Annotated in this window: 26 protein-coding genes; 14 read left to right on the top strand and 12 right to left on the bottom strand. The window is 71.4% G+C overall.

The window, feature by feature from the left end; translation table 11 throughout:
• The 7 genes from J7E88_RS33520 to J7E88_RS33490 all read left to right on the top strand — a co-directional run.
• The coding region (locus J7E88_RS33520) for a hypothetical protein (RefSeq protein ID WP_215187243.1) at positions 1-639 on the top strand (639 nt) is incomplete at its 5' end.
• A complete protein-coding gene (locus tag J7E88_RS33515; protein ID WP_215187242.1) occupies positions 636-1,019 on the top strand; it encodes a DUF3037 domain-containing protein in 384 nt (127 codons plus the stop codon). The genes J7E88_RS33520 and J7E88_RS33515, both read left to right, overlap by 4 nt.
• Positions 1,020-1,198: 179 nt before the next feature.
• Positions 1,199-1,960 carry a 3-oxoacyl-ACP reductase FabG gene (gene fabG / locus J7E88_RS33510; protein WP_215187241.1) on the top strand — a complete coding sequence of 254 codons (762 nt, stop codon included), beginning with the start codon at positions 1,199-1,201 and terminating at the stop codon, positions 1,958-1,960.
• 50 nt (positions 1,961-2,010) lie between these two features.
• Positions 2,011-2,760, top strand: a complete 750-nt coding sequence (locus tag J7E88_RS33505; RefSeq protein WP_215187240.1) for an SDR family oxidoreductase — start codon at positions 2,011-2,013, stop codon at positions 2,758-2,760.
• A gap of 127 nt (positions 2,761-2,887) precedes the next feature.
• A complete protein-coding gene (locus J7E88_RS33500; RefSeq protein ID WP_215187239.1) occupies positions 2,888-4,468 on the top strand; it encodes an ABC transporter substrate-binding protein in 1,581 nt (526 codons plus the stop codon).
• Between the two features lie 85 nt (positions 4,469-4,553).
• Positions 4,554-5,237 (top strand): uracil-DNA glycosylase, encoded by a 684-nt coding sequence (locus tag J7E88_RS33495; RefSeq protein WP_215187238.1) that lies wholly within the window; start codon positions 4,554-4,556, stop codon positions 5,235-5,237.
• Between the two features lie 118 nt (positions 5,238-5,355).
• Positions 5,356-5,913 (top strand): hypothetical protein, encoded by a 558-nt coding sequence (locus tag J7E88_RS33490; RefSeq protein ID WP_215187237.1) that lies wholly within the window; start codon positions 5,356-5,358, stop codon positions 5,911-5,913.
• A gap of 3 nt (positions 5,914-5,916) precedes the next feature.
• On the opposite strand, the gene J7E88_RS33485 is transcribed toward J7E88_RS33490, so the two are convergent.
• The 3 genes from J7E88_RS33485 to J7E88_RS33475 form a co-directional block, all read right to left on the bottom strand.
• Positions 5,917-6,363 carry a hypothetical protein gene (locus tag J7E88_RS33485; protein ID WP_215187236.1) on the bottom strand — a complete coding sequence of 149 codons (447 nt, stop codon included), beginning with the start codon at positions 6,361-6,363 and terminating at the stop codon, positions 5,917-5,919.
• Positions 6,364-6,463: 100 nt separating this feature from the next.
• Entirely contained in the window at positions 6,464-6,976 is a 513-nt protein-coding gene (locus tag J7E88_RS33480) for a DinB family protein (RefSeq protein ID WP_215187235.1), read from the bottom strand.
• Positions 6,977-7,016: 40 nt separating this feature from the next.
• Positions 7,017-7,667 carry a TetR/AcrR family transcriptional regulator gene (locus tag J7E88_RS33475; protein ID WP_215187234.1) on the bottom strand — a complete coding sequence of 217 codons (651 nt, stop codon included), beginning with the start codon at positions 7,665-7,667 and terminating at the stop codon, positions 7,017-7,019.
• An 81-nt stretch (positions 7,668-7,748) separates the two neighbouring features.
• Here J7E88_RS33475 and J7E88_RS33470 point away from each other — a divergent pair, with 81 nt between their 5' ends.
• Together J7E88_RS33470 and J7E88_RS33465 are read left to right on the top strand one after the other, a co-directional pair.
• Positions 7,749-8,978: an FAD-dependent monooxygenase gene (locus J7E88_RS33470; RefSeq protein ID WP_215187233.1), complete on the top strand. Its 1,230-nt coding sequence runs from the start codon at positions 7,749-7,751 to the stop codon at positions 8,976-8,978.
• 28 nt (positions 8,979-9,006) lie between these two features.
• Entirely contained in the window at positions 9,007-9,915 is a 909-nt protein-coding gene (locus J7E88_RS33465) for a Gfo/Idh/MocA family protein (protein ID WP_215187232.1), read from the top strand.
• Here J7E88_RS33465 and lnt read toward each other — a convergent pair.
• Both lnt and J7E88_RS33455 read right to left on the bottom strand, forming a co-directional pair.
• Positions 9,836-11,485 (bottom strand): apolipoprotein N-acyltransferase, encoded by a 1,650-nt coding sequence (gene lnt, locus J7E88_RS33460; RefSeq protein ID WP_215187231.1) that lies wholly within the window; start codon positions 11,483-11,485, stop codon positions 9,836-9,838. The two genes, J7E88_RS33465 and lnt, sit on opposite strands and share 80 nt — an antisense overlap.
• Before the next feature lie 639 nt (positions 11,486-12,124).
• Positions 12,125-12,583 carry a nuclear transport factor 2 family protein gene (locus J7E88_RS33455; protein ID WP_215187230.1) on the bottom strand — a complete coding sequence of 153 codons (459 nt, stop codon included), beginning with the start codon at positions 12,581-12,583 and terminating at the stop codon, positions 12,125-12,127.
• A gap of 83 nt (positions 12,584-12,666) precedes the next feature.
• On the opposite strand from J7E88_RS33455, the gene J7E88_RS33450 reads away from it, so the two are divergent.
• Complete coding sequence (locus J7E88_RS33450; protein ID WP_215187229.1) at positions 12,667-13,263, top strand: flavin reductase family protein; 597 nt, start codon at positions 12,667-12,669, stop codon at positions 13,261-13,263.
• Here J7E88_RS33450 and J7E88_RS33445 read toward each other — a convergent pair.
• From J7E88_RS33445 to J7E88_RS33425, 5 genes are all read right to left on the bottom strand, one after another.
• On the bottom strand, positions 13,260-14,423 hold the full coding sequence (locus J7E88_RS33445; protein WP_215187228.1) for a methyltransferase: 1,164 nt from the start codon (positions 14,421-14,423) through the stop codon (positions 13,260-13,262). The genes J7E88_RS33450 and J7E88_RS33445 overlap by 4 nt on opposite strands.
• A 60-nt stretch (positions 14,424-14,483) precedes the next feature.
• Entirely contained in the window at positions 14,484-14,699 is a 216-nt protein-coding gene (locus tag J7E88_RS33440) for a hypothetical protein (RefSeq protein ID WP_215187227.1), read from the bottom strand.
• A 101-nt stretch (positions 14,700-14,800) separates the two neighbouring features.
• Complete coding sequence (locus tag J7E88_RS33435; RefSeq protein ID WP_215187246.1) at positions 14,801-14,941, bottom strand: hypothetical protein; 141 nt, start codon at positions 14,939-14,941, stop codon at positions 14,801-14,803.
• An 86-nt stretch (positions 14,942-15,027) separates the two neighbouring features.
• The gene (locus J7E88_RS33430) at positions 15,028-15,900 is read right to left on the bottom strand and encodes an undecaprenyl-diphosphate phosphatase (RefSeq protein ID WP_215187226.1); all 873 of its coding nucleotides are present in this window, start codon (positions 15,898-15,900) and stop codon (positions 15,028-15,030) included.
• Between the two features lie 295 nt (positions 15,901-16,195).
• The gene (locus J7E88_RS33425; protein ID WP_215187225.1) at positions 16,196-16,900 is read right to left on the bottom strand and encodes a TVP38/TMEM64 family protein; all 705 of its coding nucleotides are present in this window, start codon (positions 16,898-16,900) and stop codon (positions 16,196-16,198) included.
• A 370-nt stretch (positions 16,901-17,270) separates the two neighbouring features.
• Between J7E88_RS33425 and tuf the strand changes: the two genes are divergently transcribed.
• Positions 17,271-18,461: an elongation factor Tu gene (gene tuf, locus J7E88_RS33420; RefSeq protein ID WP_215187224.1), complete on the top strand. Its 1,191-nt coding sequence runs from the start codon at positions 17,271-17,273 to the stop codon at positions 18,459-18,461.
• Positions 18,462-18,522: 61 nt separating this feature from the next.
• Positions 18,523-19,368: a spermidine synthase gene (locus J7E88_RS33415; RefSeq protein WP_215187223.1), complete on the top strand. Its 846-nt coding sequence runs from the start codon at positions 18,523-18,525 to the stop codon at positions 19,366-19,368.
• A gap of 136 nt (positions 19,369-19,504) precedes the next feature.
• On the opposite strand, the gene J7E88_RS33410 is transcribed toward J7E88_RS33415, so the two are convergent.
• Complete coding sequence (locus J7E88_RS33410; protein ID WP_215187222.1) at positions 19,505-20,500, bottom strand: hypothetical protein; 996 nt, start codon at positions 20,498-20,500, stop codon at positions 19,505-19,507.
• Positions 20,501-20,621: 121 nt separating this feature from the next.
• Here J7E88_RS33410 and J7E88_RS33405 point away from each other — a divergent pair, with 121 nt between their 5' ends.
• Together J7E88_RS33405 and J7E88_RS33400 are read left to right on the top strand one after the other, a co-directional pair.
• Entirely contained in the window at positions 20,622-21,059 is a 438-nt protein-coding gene (locus tag J7E88_RS33405; protein WP_215187245.1) for a DUF4442 domain-containing protein, read from the top strand.
• Between the two features lie 87 nt (positions 21,060-21,146).
• Positions 21,147-21,806: a DedA family protein gene (locus tag J7E88_RS33400; RefSeq protein ID WP_215187221.1), complete on the top strand. Its 660-nt coding sequence runs from the start codon at positions 21,147-21,149 to the stop codon at positions 21,804-21,806.
• 73 nt (positions 21,807-21,879) lie between these two features.
• Here J7E88_RS33400 and J7E88_RS33395 read toward each other — a convergent pair whose 3' ends face one another.
• Positions 21,880-22,413, bottom strand: coding sequence for a gamma carbonic anhydrase family protein (locus tag J7E88_RS33395; protein WP_215187220.1), 534 nt, complete (start codon positions 22,411-22,413; stop codon positions 21,880-21,882).
• Positions 22,414-22,461 lie beyond the last annotated feature (48 nt).

Genomic DNA, 22,461 nt, shown 5'->3' with positions numbered 1-22,461 from the left:
ACACGATCATTGAGATTCTCCGAGCCCGACCAGGAGGTGCAGGAGCTCCTCAAGGCCAGCGGCGGCCTGAACCTCGGCATGGACTTCCTGCCCGGCTCGCTCGGCTTCGACCCGCTCGCCTATGCGGTGGACGCGGCGGAGGCCGGCCGGGTCGTCTGGTTCGACGCTCTGATCAACAACGTCGACCGCTCCTGGCGCAACACCAACATGCTGGTGTGGCACGGGGATCTGTGGCTCATCGACCACGGGGCCACGATGATCTGGCACCACAACTGGCCGGGTGCCGCGGCCTCCGCCGCCAAGCCGTACGACGCCTCCGACCACGCACTCGCCCCCTTCGGCCCCGACATCGCCGCGGCCGCCGCCGACCTCGCGCCGCTCGTCACCGAGGAGCTGCTGACCGAGGTCGCCGCCGACGTGCCCGACGAGTGGCTGGTCGACGAGCCCGGATTCGACTCCACCGACGCCCTGCGCCGCGCCTACGTCGATGCGCTGCTGCCGCGCGCGGCCACGATCCACGAGCGCATCACCCTCGACGGGCCCCCGAAGCCCAGGCGGCCCCAGCCGCCCGGCTGGCTGACCGAGCACCTGGCGCCGTGGCCGCACCCGACCAAGAAGAGCAAGGACGCCGACCGGTGAGCGAGAGGGACGTATTCGAGTACGCGCTGCTGCGCGTCGTGCCGCGCGTCGAGCGCGGGGAGTGTTTCAACGCCGGCGTGGTCGTCTACTGCCGGGCGAAGACCTTCGTGGCCGCCCGCACCCATCTGGACGTGGCCAAGCTGACGGCGCTCGACCCGGAAGCCGATGTCACCGGTGTGCGGGCCGCGCTGCAGGCCGTCGAGGGCGTGTGCCGGGGCGGCGAGGACGCCGGACAGGCGGCGCGTGACGACGCGGGCCGCCGCTTCCGCTGGCTCATCGCGCCCCGGTCCACGGTCGTTCAGCCCGGCCCGGTGCACACGGGCCTGACCCTCGACCCGGAGGCCGAGGTGGAACGCCTGCTCGACCTGCTGGTGCGCTGAACACCGGCCCGGACCGGTGTGACTTGCGACGCCGGGCCCCGGTGCCGTTGACACCGGGTGCCAGGGCTTCTAGCGTCCTTCCTGCCGAGGTACTAAGCGGTCGCTCAGCATTCGAGCCGGGAGCGGCCGACCAGGACCCGGCCCAGCATTGACGGGCTTCAAGGGCGAGGAGAACCAGAATGTCCACCACCGAGCAGCGCGTGGCTGTTGTGACCGGAGCCGCGCGCGGCATTGGCGCCGCCACCGCCGTCAGGCTCGCGGCCGAGGGCCGCGCCGTGGCCGTACTCGACCTCGACGAGGCCGCGTGCAAGGACACGGTCGAGAAGATCACCGCGGCCGGCGGCAAGGCCGTCGCCGTCGGCTGCGACGTCTCCGACGCCGCCCAGGTGGAGGCCGCCGTGGCGCGCATCGCCGACGAGCTCGGTGCGCCCACCATCCTGGTCAACAACGCCGGCGTGCTCCGCGACAACCTGCTGTTCAAGATGAGCGAGTCCGACTGGGACACCGTGGTGAACGTGCACCTCAAGGGTGCGTTCCTGATGGCCAAGGCCTGCCAGAAGCACATGGTCGACGCCGGATTCGGCCGTATCGTCTCGCTCTCCTCGTCCTCGGCCCTCGGCAACCGCGGCCAGCTGAACTACTCGGCGGTCAAGGCCGGTCTCCAGGGCTTCACCAAGACCCTCGCCAAGGAGCTCGGCAAGTTCGGCATCACCGCCAACTCGGTCGCGCCGGGCTTCATCGTCACCGAGATGACCGCCCAGACCGCGGCCCGGGTCGGCATGGGCTTCGAGGAGTTCCAGGCGGCCGCAGCCGGCCAGATCCCCGTCCAGCGCGTCGGCCGCCCCGAGGACATCGCGAATGCGATCGCCTTCTTCACGGGCGACGACGCCGGTTTCGTCTCCGGTCAGGTCCTGTACGTGGCCGGCGGCCCGCTCAACTGAATCGGGGTACGACGGACATGGCAGCAGCACAGGAACCAGGAGAGCGACAGATGCCGGACAGCGGAAAGGTCGCCCTCATCACCGGCGGCAGCAGGGGCATCGGCTACGGCATCGCCGAGGCGTTCGTCGCCCGCGGCGACCGGGTGTGCATCACCGGACGCGGCGAGGAGGCCCTCAAGGAGGCCGTGGAGCGGCTCGGCGCCGACCGGGTCATCGCCGTGGCGGGCAAGGCGGCAGACGAGGCCCACCAGGCGGTCGCGGTGGAGCGCACCATGGAGGCGTTCGGCCGGGTGGACTTCCTGGTGAACAACGCGGGCACCAATCCGGTCTTCGGCCCGATCGCCGAACTCGATCTGAACGTCGCGCGCAAGGTCTACGAGACCAATGTGATCTCGGCGCTCGGCTTCGCCCAGCAGACCTGGAAGGCCTGGCAGAAGGAGAACGGCGGTGCGATCGTGAACATCGCCTCCATCGCCGGCGTCTCCGCCTCCCCGTTCATCGGGGCCTACGGCATGAGCAAGGCCGCCATGGTCAACCTGACCCTGCAGCTGGCGCACGAGTTCGCGCCCGCCGTGCGGGTCAACGCGATCGCCCCCGCGGTGATCAAGACCAGGTTCGCCGAGGCGCTGTACGAGGGCAGGGAGGCCGAGGCGGCCGCGGCCTACCCGTTGGGACGGCTCGGGGCGCCCGAGGACATCGGCGGCGCGGCCGCGTTCCTCACCTCCGAGCAGTCGGGCTGGATCACGGGACAGACACTCGTCGTGGACGGCGGTATGTTCCTCAATGCAGGTGTGCACTGACGCCTGGCGGAGCAGCCTGAGCGGGTTTGTGCGGTAATGATCCAAGTGCCCCGCCGGGGCATCAGGTTGACCCGGCGGGGCGCTGCGGTATGGTCTGCCGACCCATGGCTGAACGAGGAGCGTGCACGTGTTCAACCGGACCTGTCTGCAGGCCGCTGCAGCCCTAGCGTCCATATCTCTGCTGGCGGGATGCGGCCTTTTCTCCGACGAGGACACCGACAGTGAGCAGAAGATAGCGGTCGGTACGACGAGTGAGCCGAGCACACTCGACCCGGCGGCGGCCTGGGACGGCTCGTGGGAGCTGTACCGGAACGTCTTCCAGACCCTGGTCAGCTTCCCGACGGGTTCCACCACCCCGCAGCCGGACGCGGCCGAGGGGTGCCGGTTCACCGACGCGGCCAACAAGGTCCTCGAGTGCAAGCTCCGCGAGGGGCTGACCTTCACCAACGGGGAGGCGCTGAACGCGGCCGCGGTCAAGCACTCCATCGACCGCATCCGGACCATCGACGCGCAGGGCGGCCCCACCGGCCTCCTGGGCTCCCTCGACAGGATCGACGCGGCCGACGAGCGCACGGTGACCTTCCGGCTCAAGACCCCGGACGCCACGTTCCCGTTCATCCTCGCCACCCCGGCGATGTCGATCGTCCCGCCCTCGGAGTACCCCGCGGACAAGCTCCGTGAGGACGGCAAGCTGACCGGATCCGGCCCGTACGCGCTGGACTCGTACGCCAAGGGAGATCATGCCGAGCTGACCCGGTTCAGCAAGTACAAGGGCTTTGCCAAGATCCAGAACGATGCCGTCACGATCCGGTACTACCAGGACTCGAACGTGATGATGCAGGCCCTGAAGGACCGGAAGATCGACGCGATCAACCGTGGTCTGACCGCGGAGGAGGTCGTCGAGCTCCAGGAGAAGAAGCCGGAGACCGAGCACCTCCAGCTGGTCGAGACCGTCGGCGCGGACATCCGCTACCTGGTCTTCAACCCCAAGGACCCCTACGCCGGCAAGCTCGCGGTACGCCGGGCGATCGCCCAGGTCGTCGACCGTGGCGCCCTGGTCGAGAAGGTCTACCACGGCACGGCCGAGCCGCTGTACTCCATGGTCCCCAAGGGCATCGCCGGGCACACCACGGAGTTCTTCGACCGCTTCGGCGAGCCCAATGTGACCAAGGCCGAGGAGATCCTGCAGGAAGCCGGGATCAGCGAGCCCGTGCCGCTGACCTTCTGGTACACGACGGACCGCTACGGCTCCTCGACGGCTCCGGAGTTCGCCGAGCTCAAGCGGCAGCTGGAGGAGACCGGCCTGTTCAAGATCACGGTCCAGGGCAAGCCGTGGAAGGAGTTCCAGGCCGGCTACCAGAACGGCGACTACCCGGTCTTCGGCCGAGGCTGGTTCCCCGACTTCCCGGACCCCGACAACTTCATCGCCCCGTTCGTCGGCCCCAACAACGTCCTCGGCACCCCGTACAACAGCCCCGAGATCACCGAGCAGCTGCTGCCCCAGTCCCGGCGCGAGAGCGACCGCGGTGCGGTCACCAAGCAGTTCGAGCGGGCCCAGGAGATCCTCGTCGAGGACGTCCGCCTGCTGCCCCTGTGGCAGGGCAAACTGTATGTGGCGGCCAGTGAGGAGATCGGCGGCGGCGAGCGGGCGCTCGACCCGCAGACCGTCATGCAGATGTGGGAGCTGTACCGCAAGACGAGCTGGTGATCGGATTGTCAGTGGCGGCAGGTAGGTTCTGGGATCTCGGCTCCGAGATCTCGGAACCACCTGTTGTCTGACGGAGGTTGTTGACGTGACCGACACCGACATGCTGCCCGGGTCCTGGCGCGGCGTCCTCGGCGAAGAGCTGCAGAAGCCCTACTTCAAGGAGCTCACCGAGTTCGTCGAGAAGGAGCGGGCGAACGGTCCGGTGTACCCGCCGAGCACCGAGGTGTTCGCCGCGCTCGAGGCCACGCCGTACGACCGGGTCAAGGTGCTCATCCTCGGTCAGGACCCGTACCACGGAGAGGGACAGGGCCACGGCCTGTGCTTCTCGGTCCGCCCGGGTGTGAAGACCCCGCCCTCCCTGCGGAACATCTACAAGGAGATGCAGGCCGAGCTCGGCCACCCGATCCCGGACAACGGCTACCTGATGCCGTGGGCCGAGCAGGGCGTCCTGCTGCTCAACGCGGTGCTCACCGTCCGCGCCGGCGAGCCGAACTCCCACAAGAGCAAGGGCTGGGAGAAGGTGACCGACGCCGTGATCCGCGCGGTCGCCGCGCGGCCCGACCCTGCCGTGTTCGTCCTGTGGGGCAACTACGCGCAGAAGAAGCTGCCGCTGATCGACGAGTCGCGCCACGCAGTCGTCAAGGGCGCGCACCCCTCGCCGCTGTCGGCCAAGAAGTTCTTCGGATCCCGCCCCTTCACCCAGATCAACGAGGCGGTCGCGGCGCAGGGCCACGAGCCGATCGACTGGCGCATCCCCGACCTCGGCTGATCCGTTCACACTCCGGACTGACGGGCTCGGGCGATGTGCCCGAGCCTGTGCCGGATTGTCCTGAGTGGCGGATAGCGTCGTGACATCGGCAGCGAGCCGTTGGACGTGGGAGGCCACAGTGATCGACCAGCAGCAGACTCCCGGAGACGCCGTCATGACCCGTATCGGGCAGGCAGCCATGCTGCTCCACGGCGGCGACCGCGAGGAGGCGCGGCATCGCTTCGCCTCGATCTGGGCGGAGATCTCGGACGCCGGCGACCCGCTGCACCTGTGCACCCTCGCGCACTACATGGCCGACGCACAGGACGACCCGGACGACGAACTGGCCTGGGACCTGCGCGCCCTGGCAGCCGCAGAAGAGCAGAGCGAGGCGGGCGGCGAGTCACGGAGCGAAGCGCGTGGCGAGTCACAGAGCGGGGTGGGCGGTGAGGGGCTGAGCGGGGCGCGCGGCGAGGGGCGGACGGCCGGGCACGAGCAGTCGCTCGCGGTGCGTGCCCTCTACCCCTCGCTGCACCTCGATCTCGCCGCCGACTACATCAAGCTGCGCCGGCCGGAGGCCGCACGGGCCCACCTGGACCGGGCGCGCGCGGCGACTGAGGCCCTGGCGGACGACGGGTACGGAAACGGGGTGCGGGCCGCGATCGACCGTCTGGAGCGCACGCTCGGCGCGGGCTGACGCTCAATTCCCATACCTCTGATGGCAGATACGTGCCTCGGGGCCGTCGGGACGCCATCCTCCGTAGTCCTGGCCGAGATCGCAGATGTCTCCCCGGTTCAGGGGGATCTTGGGCAGGGTCGGCAGCTCCGGCCGCGGTAGGGCGGGAGCCTGCGGCGCGCGGCTGTGCGCACGGGGCGGCGGGGCCTGCTTGTGCGGTGCGGGAGCGCCGGCCTTCCCGCGTCGGTGCGCCGGGGGAGGCGTCGCGGGTGCGGTCCGCTTCGGCAGTGCGGCCTCCAGTGCCTCGCGGGCGGGACCCTGCACGATCTGCGGTTCCACCACCTGGTCCGGTCGTCCGGCGGAGGGGTGGGCGGGTGCGGGAGCAGGCTGCGCCTCCACGGAGACGCAGCCTGTGGCGGCCCACGCCGCCATCCCGACCAGGACCTTTGCTGTCAGTGTTGTTCGCTGCACCCGCGCAACTCTGCTGGGCGTGAGGGGCGTTGTCGGGGAGTACAGGCCGCAAATGGTCCGCACGGGTGAAGCGGCTTTCAGCCGTCCTCGGGAAAGTGGCTCATTCGCCGGTCACGCCGTCGATCCGCTCGCGCAGCAGATCGGCGTGGCCGTTGTGGCGGGCGTACTCCTCGATCATGTGCGTGATGATCCAGCGCAGGCTGCAGGTACGGTTCCCGGAGGTCTTGCCCTCGCTGAGGTCGTCGAGTCCCCGCCCCGCGGCGGCCGTGCGGGCGGCGGCCACCTCGGCACGCCAGTCGGCCAGCGTCCTGTCCCAGGTGGTCTCGTCGCTGACGCGGAAGTCGCCATCCGGATCCTCGTCGCTGTAGTAGAGGGCGTCGAGGTCCTCGCCGGCCATGACCTGGCGGAACCACCAGCGTTCGACGTCGGCGAGGTGCCGTACGAGGCCCATCAGGGTCAGGGTCGACGGCTCCACGGATGCCGTGCGCAGCTGCTCGTCGCTCAGTCCGGCGCACTTGGTGATGAGCGTCTCGCGGTGGTAGTCCAACCAGCCGTCCAGCATGGCGCGTTCGGTGGCGGTGGTGGACGGTTCGGTGCGCGCAAGTATGGTCATGGCGGCCATCCTCGTGCAGAAGGCCACCGTCTGCCGGCAGTTATCGCGAGACGGCTCCGGGGCCGAGCATGCCGCGCAACAGCTCGTCGAAACCGGTGCGCAGCTCCTGCCGGCTGGGCACGGCCCGGTGGTACGCGCCGACCGCGCAAGAGAACATCAGCCCCTCGCACCAGGCGACCAGAGACAGCGAGTGCCGCTCCGGCTCGGCGGAGCCCGCGGCGGCCATCATCGCGTTCAGCGGTTCGCGGAAACGGGCGCCCGCGTTGTCGTAGAACGCGCGCAGCTCCGGCCGGCGGACCGCCTCCAGGGCCAGCTCGTAGCGCGCGACGAGCAGCTCCCGGTGCCCGGTGAGGTAGCGGTGCAGCGCGAGTGCGAGCCCGTCGAGCAGCGGCTGACGGCCCTCGCCGGGTGCGTGCATCTCCTCCAGGGCGAGGACGCCCGCCTCGCGCTCGGCCAACCGGTGCACCGCCGTCTCCAGGAGGGCCTGCCGGGTGCGGGCGAGGTTCGACGTCGAGCCCTGAGGGAGGCCGGCCGCCTCGTCGACCGCGCGATGGGTCAGACCGCGCATGCCGCGCTCGAAGAGCAGGGACAGCGCCGCGTCGCCGATGAGCGCGGCGCGCGAGCCGGCGTCGACGGCGGGCCCGCGGGGGGCGGAGGCGCGGGAGAGGTGAGGGGCGGTGCGTTCGGCCATGCCGCCCAACCTACCGCGTCGACTACAGCTGTAGTACGTTGTCTTTCACTACAGGTGTAGTTACCGTGTCGAGGAGCAGTCATGCCCAAAGCCCGTGCAACATCCCGAGCCGTCGTCGTCGGCAGCGGCATCGGTGGCCTCACCGCGGCCGTCGCCCTCAGCAGGCAGGGCTGGCACGTCACCGTCCTGGAGCGGGCCGCGTCCCTGGAGCCGGTCGGCGCGGGCATCGGCCTCGCCCCCAACTCACAGCGCGCCCTCGACGTCATCGGCCTCGGCGACGAGATACGCGAACTCGCCGCCTGGCAGGGAGCCGGCGGCATGCGCAACCCCGCGGGCCGCTGGCTCGCCCGTACCGACGCGGCCGCCGCGGCCGAGCGGTTCGGCGGCCCTCTCGTGCTGCTGCACCGTGCCACGCTCGTCGACCGCCTCGCACGCCGCCTCCCGGCGGACGCCGTCCGCACCGGATGCCCCGGTGAATTGGCTGACCGGGGAGTCGCCGGCGGCCGCCGCGCGCGCGTGACGACGCCCGAGGGCGAGATCGAAGCCGACCTCGTGATCGGGGCCGACGGCATCCACTCCGCGCTGCGCGCCGGCCTCTTCCCGCGCCACCCCGGCCCCGCCTACTCCGGCTTCACCGCGTGGCGTCTTGTCGTGCCCGCCCCTGATGCGCCCTTCGAGCCACACGAGACCTGGGGCGCCGGCTCACTGTGGGGCACCCAGCCCCTCAAGGACGGCCGGATCTACGCGTACGCCGCCGCCACCGCACCCGCCGGAGCCGCCACGGGCGACCAGAAGGCCGAACTGCTGCGCCGCTTCGGTCACTGGCACGACCCGATCCCCGGCGTCATCGCCGCCACCGATCCCGCCCAGGTGCTGCGCAACGACGTCCACCACATCATCGAGCCGCTGCCCGCCTTCCACCGCGGCCGCACCGTGCTCATCGGCGACGCCGCCCACGCCATGGCCCCCACCCTCGGGCAGGGCGGCAACCAGGCCATCGAGGACGCCGTCGTCCTCGCCCACCACACCTCGCCCTGCTCAGACCTCGGCGCCGGCCTCGCCGCCTACAGCGCCGAACGGCTGCCGCGCACCATGGCCGTCGTCCGCAAGTCCGCGCGCGTCGCCCGGCTCATGTCGCTTACCGGCACCCCGGCCGTCGCGGTCCGCGACGCCCTGATGTCCACGGTCTCCCGCCTCGGTCCCGGCCTGGTCCTGCGCACCTTCGACGGCATCGCCGACTGGCGCCCGCCCCAGCACACGTATGCTGCCGGAGCACAGGACGTGCACGAAGGACGGCCGGCGGGTCGCTGACGCCGGAACGGCATCGAGGGAGGCCCCCGTGAAGGTCGGCTGCATCGGGCTCGGCGACATCGCGCAGAAGGCCTATCTGCCCGTCCTCACCACCCTGCCCGGCGTCGAGCTGCACCTGCAGACCCGCACGCCCGCCACCCTGGCCCGCGTCGCCGAGACCCACCACATCCCTGCAGCGCGGCGCCACACCGATCTCGACGCGCTCCTCGGCCAGGGCATCGACGCCGCCTTCGTCCACGCGCCGACGTCGGCGCACGCCGAGATCGTCACCAGGCTGCTCGAAGCCGGCGTGGCGACCTATGTCGACAAACCGCTCGCCTATGAACTCGCCGACTCCCAGCGGCTGGTCGCCCTGGCCGAGGAGCGCGGCACCAGCCTCGGGGTCGGCTTCAACCGCAGGTTCGCGCCCGGGTACGCCCAGTGCCTGGAGCACCCCCGCGAGCTGATCCTGATGCAGAAGAACCGCGTCGGGCTCCCCGAGGACCCGCGCACCCTGGTCCTCGACGACTTCATCCATGTCGTCGACACCCTGCGGTTCCTGGCGCCCGGGCCCGTCGAGCACACCGATGTGCGGGCCCGGATCGTCGACGGGCTGATGCACCATGTGGTCCTCCAGCTGTCCGGCGAAGGGTTCACCGCGATCGGCACCATGAACCGGATGAGCGGCTCCACCGAGGAGATCCTCGAGGTGTCGGGCCAGGACTCCAAGCGCGAGGTCCGCAACCTCGCGGAGATCGTGGACCACAAGGGGCAGCCCAGCGTCAGGCGGCGCGGCGACTGGGTTCCGGTGGCCCGCCAGCGAGGCATCGAGCAGGCCGTGCACGTCTTCCTCGACGCCGTACGTGCCGGGAAACTGCTCAGCGCACAGGACGCGCTGCGGACCCATGAGCTGTGCGAACGGGTGGTGCTGCGGGCTCTGGAACAGGCCGCCGGATAAATCGCAGGCCCTCGGCCGCCGCCAGCGCGGCCAGCACGCCCAGCGCCCCGTACACGGCCCAGTCGCCGAACCTCACGTACAGCGATGTACCGTCCGCCCGCGGCACGTCGTACACGGCCGCGCCGCTGGTGTCAGTGGACAGCGGCCGACCGATCGGCCGGCCGTACGCGTCGAACACCGCGCTCACGCCCGTGAGCGTCGCGTGCGCCATCGGCCGGCCCGTCTCGGCCGCCCGCAACGCAGCCAGCGACGCGTGCTGCTCGGGCGCCCAGCTGTCCTGGAACGACGACGTGGCGGACTGCGCGATCAGCAGCTGCGCGCCGTCGCGCACCAGATGCCTGCTCATGTCGGGGAACGCCGACTCGAAGCAGACCAGCGGCCCGATGCGCAGGCCGTCCCCGCCGCCCTTGTCCTCGGCCAGGGTCATCACGACCGGCTCGGTGCCGCGGAGCCTGTCCTCGCTCGCGGCCCTGCCGACCGAGGTCACCCATCCGAGCACCGAGCGGGCCGGGATGTACTCGCCGAACGGCACCAGACGCATCTTGTCGTAGCGGTCGCCGGTCGGCCCGCCGGGCCCCACGAGCACCGAACTCTTGTAGATGCCGGAGCGGCCCGGCGCCGCCTCGCTACGCGCATCCACGTTCACCAGCAGGGGTGCACCGACCTCACGGGAGAGGGCGGCGAGGCGATCCGCCAGATCGGGCCGCGCACGCAGATCGGCGCCGACGCTGCTCTCGCCCCAGACCACCAGGTCCAACGCCTTCTCCCGGCGCGCGAGGTCGCGTGTCAGCTCCTCGCCCCGGTCGAACCGGCGTTCCACGCTGTCGGCGCCGCTCACGACGCCGGGCTGGACCACGCCGATCCGCATCCGCGCCGACTCCCGGGGCTCCGGCGCCCACGCCCAGGCGGAGACGAGCGCCGTCGCGCACACGGCGATGCCCGCGGCGGCGGGCACCCGGGTCCTCTCGACGGCGATCAGCAGGACGAGGGCGGTGTTGACCGTGAGTACCAGCAGACTGACCAGCCACACCCCGCCCACCGAGGCGAGCCGCAGCGCGGCAGGCACCTGCCATTGGCCGGCCCCGAGCAGCCCCCAGGGCCCGCCGAGGCCCTCCCAGGAACGGACGAGCTCGATCATGAGCCAGCCCGAGGGGATCACGGCGAGAGAGGCGACGGCCCGCGTCGTTGAGGGTCTGCCGCCGATCATGAACCGCACCAGCCAGCCCCAGGGAGCCCACAGCAGACCGAGCAGGGCGGCGAGGACCAGCAGGAAGACATGCAGGCTGGGCAGCAGCCAGTGATGCAGGGCGATCATGAACCCGATGCCGCCCAGCCACCCCTCCACGAAGGCGCGGCGACCGGTCGGCGCGCTGCGCACGAGGAGCAGCCACGGAACCAGGGCGACGTAGGCGATCCACCACAGCGAGGGCTCGGGAAACGCGAGCGCGGGCAGCGCTCCGGCGCCGACGGCAGCGGCACCCCGGCGACGGGACACCCGCACGTCCCCCGACCCGCGCCCCCCACGCCGGCTGCCGCGCCACCGTGCCCGCCGACCGCTCGGAATCCGCATGCGCGCCTCCTCCACGACCAGTGTGAGCCAAGGAGCCCAGGCGCGACAGAGCGCCGTGTGCGCCTGGTGTGCGGTCCGTGCCTGCGGGGGCGTCCCGGATCCGGCGGCTCGGAACTGTGAGCCGTCCGGATCCGGACGGCTCGCGCCTCCGGGCTGCCCGACGCCCCCACCCGCGAGCCGCCCGGGACGGCTGTGCACCGGGACGGCTGTGCACCGGCCGTGGACCAGTGCCGCAGCCGGGGCGGGCCGGGCTCCCTCCGCAGCGGGCGTCCCCCCTGGGCCGCCCCGCAGGGTGGGCCGCTGTGCCTGTTTGCCGGTCGTCAGGGATCGCTCCACCGGTCGGCCGGTGGAGCGATCCCTGACGACGTCGCCGCCACAGAGAGCGGCCGGCCAGCCGTCGGAGGCGGCTGCCTCGTCGCCGCCCGCCGCCGAGCAGCGTGCGCGCGTTGCGGTCGGCCTGAAGGGTGATCCGGTCCGGCAGCGGGGGCCTTGCTCCGGATGTGGCTGTGCGGACCGCCGGAGGCCCCGGTGCCGGGGGCGTGCTCGGCCGTCCGGGTGCAGCGTGGTGGCCTGTCGGCCCGGTCCGGCAGCGGGCCGTCGCTGGCCCGGCACCGACCGCCCGGCGTGGGGCCCCAACCCTCAGGCGTCGCCGCGCGACTTCCCCGGGCGGTGCCATTTCTCCTGGGTTGTCACCTTGTGGAGGCGCCAGACCGCCTCCCGGCGTGTCAGCGTGAAGACGTAGCGGCCGCCCGAGAGGAAGTCGGGGCCCGATGCCGACAGCATCGGGTTGATGTAGTCCGCCCGTACCTCGGCGCTGTCACCGGGGTAGCCGCCCAGGTCCTGGAGGCTGACGCGGCGGTTGACGATCAGGTGCTGGCGGACCGGGAACAGGCGCATCGTCTCGGCCAGCCAGTCGGCGACCTCGTCCGCCGGTCCCTCGATGCCTCCGGAGCCCCGGTAGTCGGCCCGCCCGCCGTCGGTGAACAGGGCCCGGTAGGCGGTCCAGTCGCCGTCGTCCACGGCCACGGCGTAGCCGGTGACCAGTTCGTCGATGGCGAGGCGGTCCATCACGGTCGCGAGATCCACGCGCTGCGTCATCGGGTCAGTGTCGGGCAGAGCCGGGTACGGCGCCAGAGCCGTGCACGTCGCTCCGGGACGGCGAGGGGCGCGATACTGCGCTCATGCGCATCGATCTCGACCCGGCCCACTGCGATCGCACCGCCTTCTACCGGCTGCTGACCGCCACCGTCGTCCCCCGGCCGATCGCCTGGGTGTCCACCACGTCCGCCGATGGCACCGACAATCTGGCACCGCACTCGTTCTTCACCATTTCGTGTGTCGAGCCACCGGTCGTCCAGTTCACGTCTGTGGGACGCAAGGACTCGCTGCGCAACATCGAGGACACCGGCGCGTTCGTGGTCAATCTCGCTCCGGAGCCGCTGTTCGAGGAGATCAACGCCACGGCGACCGATTTCCCGCGCGGTATCAGCGAGTTCGACGCCGTCGGCATCGCCAGGGAGCCCAGTCTGCGGGTCGAGCCGCCCCGCGTGGCCGCGTCCCCGGTGGCGCTCGAGTGCCAGCTGCACAGCACGCTGCGGCTCGGTGACTCGACCGTTGTCTTCGGCCGGGTCGTGCACGTCGCCGTGAGTGAGGACGTCATGACCGACGGCCACCCCGAGGTGACGAAGCTGGCGCCGCTGTCCCGGCTCGGCAGGAACGAGTGGGGCACGATCGGCGGCATACGCGCGATCTCCCGCGTCCCGTACGAGCCCCGCTAACGGCCCCTGACCGCGCGCAGGACGACGAATTTGGGGTCGCCGGCGACGACGTCGCAGTTTCCGAACAGCCGCCGCAGCCGTACGTGGTAGCCCAGGTGGCGGTTGCCCACGACCCACAGCTCGCCGCCGGGCCGCAGCACGCGCCGGGCGTCGGTGAACATCCGGCGGGCGGTGGTGTCGGTCGTCGCCCGGTGCGAGTGGAAGGGCGGGTTGTTCAGCACGAGGTCCGCCGAGCCGTCGGCCAGCGCCGACAGGCCGTCGCCCACGACGAACTCGGCCTTTCCCGCAGGGACGTTGTCGCGGAACGTCGCCTCCGCGCTGGCGACCGCGGAGAAAGACTCGTCCGTGAACGTGACCCGCACCTCCGGGTCGGCGAGCGCCGCCGCCGTGCCGACCACACCGTTGCCGCAGCCCAGATCCACGACGTGCTCGGCGCCGCGCCCGGTCGGCAGGTGGCGCAGGAAGAATCGGGTGCCGATGTCCAGACGTTCGGCGCAGAAGATGCCCGCGTGGTTGGTCACGGTGCGGCCCGCGAGAGTGGCCCCCGTGTCGGGCGGCAGCTCGTAGCGCAGCGGCCACGGACTGGGCACGCGCGGCAGTCCCGCGTCGGGCGTGCAGAAGATCAGCCGGGCCTTCTTGGCCGCGAGGGAGGTCCGGGTCGGCCCGAGGATGCGCTCGAACAGCTTCAGCGTCGAGGTGTGGATCTCGCTGACCATGCCGGTGCCGACGACGACGGTGTCCGCGTGTACGGCGGGCGCCAGCCGGTGCAGCTGGTCCTCCAGGAGCGCGAGGCTCTTGGGCACGCGTACCAGAAGGACGTCGACCCTCTCCGGCGGGGTGTCCCTCACCGACAGCAGCCGTACGGCCCCTGCATCGATGCCGCTCCGCATGAGGTTGGCCCGGGTCGCCTGCTGTCCGAGATACGAGTCGGTGATCTGCACGACGGGGTGGTGCCCCGCGAGCGAGGTGACCAGGGCGCCCCAGCGGTCGCCGACGACGGCCACGGAGCCGGTCAGCGCTACGGGGGCGGCGCCGTCGATACCGTGCAGATGCCGCAGCAGGTACTCGTCGGCGGCATCCCAGGCGCGGAGCGTGTCGCGCGGGTCCTCGGGGAAGCGGGCGAGCTCGAACGCGCCCCATGACGTGGTCAAACGGTTCATCGTGCCCTCAGGCTAGCCGAGCGGGCGGTCCCGCCCGGTCACAGCGGCGGACGCCCGGGCTCAGGCCGCGTAGCCCTGGTGGGCGGCGCCTCCGCGCCACTCCACCAGATGCGGGTCGTCGAGGATCATGTCCGCGTCCTCGAGTCCCGCCCGCCGCAGGAACTCCACGAGATCCTTGTCACTGCGCGCGAGCCCCACGATCTCGCCGCGCACGGTGACCCGCCGCCCGCCGCCGGGCGACGGCGGGTGCACGACGATGGGTGCCTGCCAGGCCATGACTCCAGGGTGCCGCGCGCGGGCCGCCTGTGCAGCCCGGAAAGCGCGAGGCCCCCGGAAGCGAGCCCCGACGGCGGCCGGGCGGTACCCGCGTCTCGGCGTCAGGCCGCCGGGCGAACGTCCTCGCGCGCAGCAGCCGCCCATTCCACGACGAGCGCCTCGTACTCCGGCCGCCGGTCGTCGGGGAGCTCCCCGTCGGCCCACAGTTCACGGATCCGGGCGTTCAGTTCAGTGGCGGACATGGCGGTTTCACACTCGCTGCGAATGGGGGACATGGCATCAGATTACGGCCTAGCAACGGTGACTGTCCCGCACCGCACAGTGACCGTCAGCCTGCCGACTCACCCGCCTGCGGGCTCAGCACATCCGTGCCGACCAGGATGAACAGCAGGATTCCGAGCAGGATCCGGTAGATCACGAACGGCATGAAGCTCTTCGTAGTGATGAATTTCATGAACCAGGCGATCACCGCGTACCCCACGCCGAACGCGATGACCGTCGCCAGGATCGTCGGCCCCCAGGAGACATGTCCCTCACCGGCCTCCTTCAGCTCGAACAGGCCGGACGCCAGCACCGCGGGGATCGCCAGCAGGAACGAGTACCGGGCGGCGGCCTCGCGGGTGTAGCCCATGAGCAGACCGCCGCTGATCGTCGCGCCGGAGCGCGAGACGCCCGGGATCAGCGCCATCGCCTGGCACACGCCGTAGATCAGACCGTCCCGGACGCTCAGGTCCTGCAGCGACTTGCGCTCCCTGATCGCCCGGTGGCGGCCGCCGATCTCGTCGCGGGCGGCCAGCCGGTCGGCGACACCGAGCACGATGCCCATGACGATCAGCGTCGTCGCGATCAGCCGCAGATCACGGAAGGGGCCCTCGATCTGGTCCTTGAGGGTCACGCCGAGCACGCCGATCGGGATCGAGCCGACGATGACGAGCCAGCCCATCTGCGCGTCGTGGTCGCGGCGCATCGTCTTGTCGGTGAGCGAACGGAACCAGGCCGAGACGATCCTCGCGATGTCCTTGCGGAAGTAGATCAGCACCGCCGTCTCCGTGCCGATCTGGGTGATCGCCGTGAACGCGGCACCCGGATCGTGCCAGCCCGCGAACGCGGCCGTGAGCCGCAGATGCGCACTGGAGGAGATCGGCAGGAACTCCGTCAGCCCCTGGACGAGTCCCAGGATGATTGATTCGAACCAAGACATTGAAAGCTACGCCACCCAAGAGATGATCACGGTCCGGCCGGCAAACGCACGGGCCGGCGCTGAGGTATCGGTTGCCGGTCGACACACCGGCCGGCTCATGGGCAGGCGTGTTCCCTCGTCGTCATGCGGACCCTTTGCTGACTTGGCTGACGGTCTGTCAGGCACCCATGGGGCTGGCGGCCCTTCCGCACGCGGGTGCGCGTACGCCATCGGGCCGGCGCCGATCGTGAGGCAGAGTAGCGCCCCGAAATGACGGCACTTCGCCCAGGCCCCGCCCAGGCGGCCGAGGCAACGGTCACCGGGCCCGCAGCCGGTGCCGCTTGGTCCAGGCGACGCACCCCGCCGCCACCCCCGTCACCACGATGAACCCCATCGCGATCAGGAACGCGGGCGAGGTCGGTGAATCCGCCCGGCTGCCCGCCACCACGTACGCCGCGGTGTTGGGGATCGACCCCAGCCCCGTGGCCAGCAGGAACGGCAGATAGCCCATCCGCGAGATCGCGGCGCCGTAGTTGGCCGCGGCGAACGGGACGCCCGGGAACAGGCGGATCGCCAGCATCGAGCGGAAGCCGTGCCGGCTGAGCTGTCCGTCCGCCGCCTTCAGCCAGCGCCCCCGCACCAGCGGACGCAGCGCGTCCTGGCCCAGCAGCCGGCCGAGCGTGAACGCGATGCCCGCGCCCAGCACCGTGCCGCCGATCGCCGAGACGAGCCCCGCCTGCGAACCGAACAGAGCGCCCGCCGCCAGGTTGAGGACCGGTCGCGGCACGAACGCCGCCGTGCACACGCCGTATCCGATGCCGAACAGGACGACCGCCGCCGCCCCGCTCACGTGCGGTGGCCAGCCCGCGGAGAGCAGCCGCTGCGGTTCGTGGAGCACCACCGTCACCGCGGCCGATGCGAGCAGGGCCGCGAGCAGCGACAGCCGCGCCCAGGGCGAGAACAGGGCTCTGGTGAAGCGGACGGTGAGGCCGGATGCCGGCCTGGGGACGGGGTCGAGCATCCGGGGAGACTAACCGACGAAAGTGGCCGAACGCCGTGCCGCTGCCCACATCCCCCCGGGTCCGCCCGGCAGGGTGGTGTGTTCCCACGCCCGTGACCTGCCGAACCGCCGTCCCCGGAAAACCGGTCGACGCCGCAGATGCCGTGCACGATCATGGACGGCATGTTCCGGTACGCCTTCCCCACAGCGCCGTCCGCAGTCGCGGACGCGCCGAAGGCTGCCGCACTCGCTGCTGTCGCAGTCGCCCCGGCTCCCGGCGGCGCCCGAAGCTGACCCTTCCCGGATCGTCCGGCGGACCCCGCAGGGGGAGGGTCGGCGAGGCCCAGGGGTCCTGATCAGTTTCGAGTTCCGGGAAGGAACGAACCCAGTCATGCCCAAGACGGCATACGTGCGCACCAAGCCGCACCTCAACATCGGGACCATGGGCCACGTCGACCACGGCAAGACGACGCTGACCGCCGCGATCACCAAGGTGCTCAGCGAGCGCTCCGGCAGCGGCACCTCCTACGTCTCCTTCGACCGGATCGACCGGGCGCCGGAGGAGGCCGAGCGCGGCATCACGATCAACATCGCGCACGTCGAGTACGAGACGGACACCCGGCACTACGCCCACGTCGACATGCCCGGCCACGCCGACTACATCAAGAACATGGTCACCGGGGCGGCCCAGCTCGACGGCGCGATCCTCGTCGTCTCGGCCCTGGACGGCGTCATGCCGCAGACCGCCGAGCACGTCCTGCTCGCCCGCCAGGTGGGCGTGGACCACATCGTCGTCGCTCTCAACAAGGCGGACGCGGGCGACGAGGAGCTCACCGACCTCGTGGAGCTGGAGGTCCGCGACCTGCTCACCGCGCACGGCTACGGCGGCGACGCGGCGCCCGTCGTCCGGGTGTCGGGGCTGCGGGCGCTGGCGGGCGACGCGCGGTGGACGGCCGCCGTCGAGGCGCTCCTCGATGCGGTGGACACCTATGTGCCGATGCCGGTGAGGTACACGGACGCGCCGTTCCTGATGCCGGTGGAGAACGTCCTCACCATCACCGGACGCGGCACGGTCGTCACGGGAGCTGTCGAGCGCGGCACCGTGCGGGTCGGGGACCGGGTGCATGTCCTCGGCGCGACCGCGTCATGGAAGGAGGGCAACACGGTCGTCACGGGCCTGGAGACCTTCGGCAGGCCGATGGAGTCCGCCGAGGCCGGCGACAACGTCGCGATGCTGCTGCGCGGAGTGCCGCGCGACGCGGTCCGCCGCGGGCATGTGGTCGCGGCGCCGGGCAGTGTCGCGCCGAGCCGCCGCTTCACCGCGCGGGTCCACGTCCTGTCGGCACGCGAGGGCGGCCGGAGCACGCCGGTGACCACGGGCTACCGCCCGCAGTTCCACATCCGCACGGCGGACGTCGTCGGCAGCGTCGACCTCGGGGAGAGCGGCGTCGCCCGCCCCGGCGACACGGTCACCATGACCGTCGAACTGGGGCGGGACGTGCCGCTGGAGCCGGGCCTCGGCTTCGCGGTCCGCGAGGGCGGCCGCACGGTCGGCGCCGGGACGGTGAGCACGGTCCTGTGACCGCCGCCGGGGCGGCCCTCCAGGTGAGGGCCGCCCCCGCGGCGCCCGGCACAATGGAGTGGTGAACGATCAGCTCCCCGTCCTGCGCGACGTCGACGGCGGCACCGCCAAGCTCATGCCCGACGTCGACCGGGACCGGGCCTGGCTGCTGACCGTCGACGGCGCACCCCAGTCGTACGTCGACCTCGACGACCCGGCACATCTCGAATTCGAGTACGCCCGCAGGCTGGCGCATGTCATCGACCTCGCGGGCCGGCAGGACGCGCCGCTGGACGCGGTGCACCTCGGCGGCGGCGCGCTGACCCTGCCGCGCTATGTCGCAGCCACACGTCCCGGCTCCCGCCAGGACGTGGTCGAGGCGGACCGCGGCCTGCTGGCCCTCGTCGCCGAGTGGCTTCCGCTGCCTGGGGACGCGGACGTCACCGTCCATGCGGCGGACGCGCGTGCCTGGGTGGAGTCCGCGTCGGCGGACTCGGCGGACATCGTGATCGCGGATGTCTTCGGCGGCTCGCGCGTTCCCGCGCATCTCACGTCGGTGTCCTATGCGCGCGCCGCGGAACGCGTGCTGAGGCCGACCGGCATCTACGCGGCCAACCTGGCCGACGGCGCGCCGTTCACCTTCCTGCGCTCGCAACTCGCCAACTTCGCCGCGGTCTTCGGTGAACTGGCTCTGATCGCGGAGCCTTCGGTGCTGCGCGGGCGCCGCTTCGGCAACACGCTGCTGCTCGCCTCGCAGAGCCCGATCGACGTGGTGTCCCTGACCCGCCTCGTGGCGGCGGACGCCTTCCCGGCCCGCGTAACCGACGGCGCGGCGCTCACGCGCCTGATGGGCGATGCCGCGCCGGTCGAGGACAAGGACGCGGTGGCTTCTCCGGAGCCCCCGGCCGGAGCGTTCAGCGTGGGCTGAGGGAGCGCGAGGATCCGCCGCCCCGGCGGGGTTGCGGGCCCCGGGTCTTCTCCGTCGGCCCCGACGACCGCGGTCGCCGCGCCGGCCCCCGAGCGATGTGAGGCCGCAGTCCGCGGACCGCAGCCACACATGCTGCTCAGGATGCCGGGGCGTCGGCGAGACGTACCGTGCTGAGGATCTTCTGGATGGTCGCGTCGTCGACCTCGTCCGTGATCCCGGTGTTCGCGTAGAGCACCCAGCTCTTGAAGTCACCCGCGGGGTCCTTGAAGGAGAACGCGATCGACTTGCCGTCGGTCTCGCACTTGTTCTCCTTCTTCACGCCCTTGGCCGTGGCCGTGGAAACGCTGCCCTTCAGGCCCGACTTCGTCGTGTAGTCCCTGGCCTTGGTGATCTTGACCGTGCCTTCGGGCTCGGTCTGCGCGTAGCCCGCCCACACCCAGTTGCCGGCCTCGTTGTAGGCCGCCTCGGCGGTGCTCTTGGCACCCTTGCCGCCCTTGGTTCCGGCGCTGCTCAGGCCCCAGTCCTCCATGCGGCCGTCCTTGTCGATGTCAAGCTCGCACCACTTGCTCTTGAAGTGGGCCGGCGCGGACATCATGACGACGGCCGAGCCGTCGCCCTTCTTCTCGTCCTCGAAGCCGTGCCCCACGCCCGAACCCGCCACCTCCCAGTCGGCCGGGACGTCGAACATGGTGCCGTGCTTGGGGTTGGTGACGACCTTCCAGCCCGCGATGGTGGGCTTGACGTCGCTGCCGTCGCGCGGGTTGTCCACCGAGGGCGACGGCGCAGGATCCTTCGAGGTGTCGGTGCCGGGCTCCTGCGACGCCTTGGTGCCGGCGCCCTTGTCGGACGTGCCCTGGTCGTCGTCCTTGAGCACGATGAAGCCGGTGACCGCGGCGGCCACGACCACCGCGGTCGCCGCGACGATCGCGACGATCGTCGTCTTCTTCCTGTCGTCCTGCGGCGGCATGGGCGCGCCGGGCATCTGGCCGGGCACGGCGTACTGCGGCGCGGTCGGCTGCTGGTACGGGTTCGGCTGCTGGTACGGGTTCGGCTGCTGGTACCCCGGCTGCTGGTACGGGTTCTGGTCCTGCGGGTTCTGCTCGCCCCCGGGCGGCTGCTGTCCTGGCCACATGGCGAGTAACCATAGAGGTGCCCCGACGGCACTTCCACGCCCGCCCCCGCCCCGCCCCCTTCCGGGGGGATGGCCAAACGGTGCTACTCGTGGGTAACATCCGGCCATGAGCGCAGATCAGATGTCCATCGGCGAGATGCTCGCCGCCACCGTTCCCATGGTCCGGACACTCAACCTCGAGTTCGTCGAGACCACCGCGGAGCGGGCGGTCCTCCGCATGCCGGACCAGGCCGACTTCCACAACCACGTCGGCGGCCCGCACGCCGGTGCCATGTTCACGCTCGCCGAGTCCGCGAGCGGTGCGATCGTCATCGCCGCGTTCGGGAACCAGCTCGGCCGCGCCGTGCCCCTCGCGGTCAAGGCGGAGATCGGGTACAAGAAGCTCGCCATGGGCGCCGTCACGGCCACCGCCACGCTCGCCCGCCCGGTCGCGGACGTCGTCAAGGAGCTCGACGCCGGGCAGCGCCCCGAATTCCCCGTGGACATCAGCATCCAGCGCGAGGACGGCTCCGTCACCGGCGAGATGACCATCGTGTGGACCCTGCGTCCCAACAGCTGACGCCGGCCGCACCGGGTAGGCTGCCCGGCGTGCGCCGACGGGGGTGCACGCCGGGCAGGGGCCCGGTGCGTACGGAAGGAACCGGCGTTGCACGTCCAGGAGTGGCTCGAGACCATCCCCCCGGTCAGCATCTACCTCCTGGTGGGTGTCGTCATCGGCCTCGAAAGCCTCGGCATTCCGCTGCCGGGTGAGATCGTCCTCGTCAGCTCGGCGCTGCTCGCCTCCCAGCACGGCGAGATCGACCCGTACGTGCTCGGCGCCTGCGCGACCGCCGGCGCGATCATCGGGGACTCCATCGGATACGCGATCGGACGCAAGGGCGGCCGTCCGCTGCTGGCCTGGCTCGGCGGCAGATTCCCCAAGCATTTCGGCGACGCGCAGATCGCCATGGCGGAGCGTTCGTTCGAGAAGTGGGGCATGTGGGCCGTCTTCTTCGGCCGCTTCGTCGCCCTGCTGCGGATCTTCGCCGGCCCGCTGGCCGGTGTGCTGCACATGCCGTACTGGAAGTTCCTGACCGCCAACGTCTTCGGCGGGATCCTCTGGGCAGGCGGCACCACGGCCGTCATCTACTCGGTCGGTGTCGTGGCCGAGGCGTGGCTCAAGCGGTTCTCCTGGCTGGGGCTGGTCCTCGCCGTGCTGATCGGCATCACTTCCCTGCTCGTCCTGAAGAACCGCGCCAAGAAGGCGGCGGCCGAGGCCCCTGCGGCCCGCGAGCCGGAGCCCGTGGGTGTGACCGCCGGCGACTGACGACGACGCGCTGCCCTGGGCCGCGGGCCCCGAGCCGCCGGGTCCGGCGGACGGCGGACCGCGGCCGGGGGCGTCACCCCTCCTCGTGCGCCGTGCGGTGCTCCTTCGCCAGGTCCGTGTACACCGCCGCGTTCAGCTTGATCCCCTCGCGCTCCTCGTCCGTCAGTTCCCGGCGTACCTTCGCCGGGACGCCCGCGACCAGGGAACCCGGCGGCACCTGCATGCCCTGCGGGACCAGCGCCTGAGCGGCGATCAGGGAGCCCGCCCCGATGTGCGCGCCGTTCAGAACGGTCGCGCCCATGCCGACCAGGACGTCGTCCTCCACCGTGCAGCCGTGCAGCACCGCGTTGTGGCCGACCGAGACCCGCTCGCCCACGGTCACCGGGAATCCGGGGTCGACGTGGACGGTGCAGTTGTCCTGAATGTTGCTGTCGGCGCCGATCACGATCGGCCCGCCGTCCGCGCGCAGCACGCTCTGGTACCAGACGCTCGCACCGGCGGCCAGCGTCACGTCTCCCATCACGACCGAGGTGGGCGCGGTGAACGCGTCCGGGTCGACCTTCGGTTTCTTGCCGCCCACACCCGCGACCAGTGCCCGCTCCGCCATGCCGTCTCTCCTCGGTGCTCGTTCCCACGCCTGCTGCCGCGCCTGCCT

Source organism: Streptomyces sp. ISL-10 (genome assembly GCF_018614575.1).
Classification (GTDB): Bacteria; Actinomycetota; Actinomycetes; order Streptomycetales; family Streptomycetaceae; genus Streptomyces.
The sequence above is the reverse complement of the archived record's forward strand: the minus strand, read 5'-3'. Positions and strand labels throughout refer to the sequence as shown.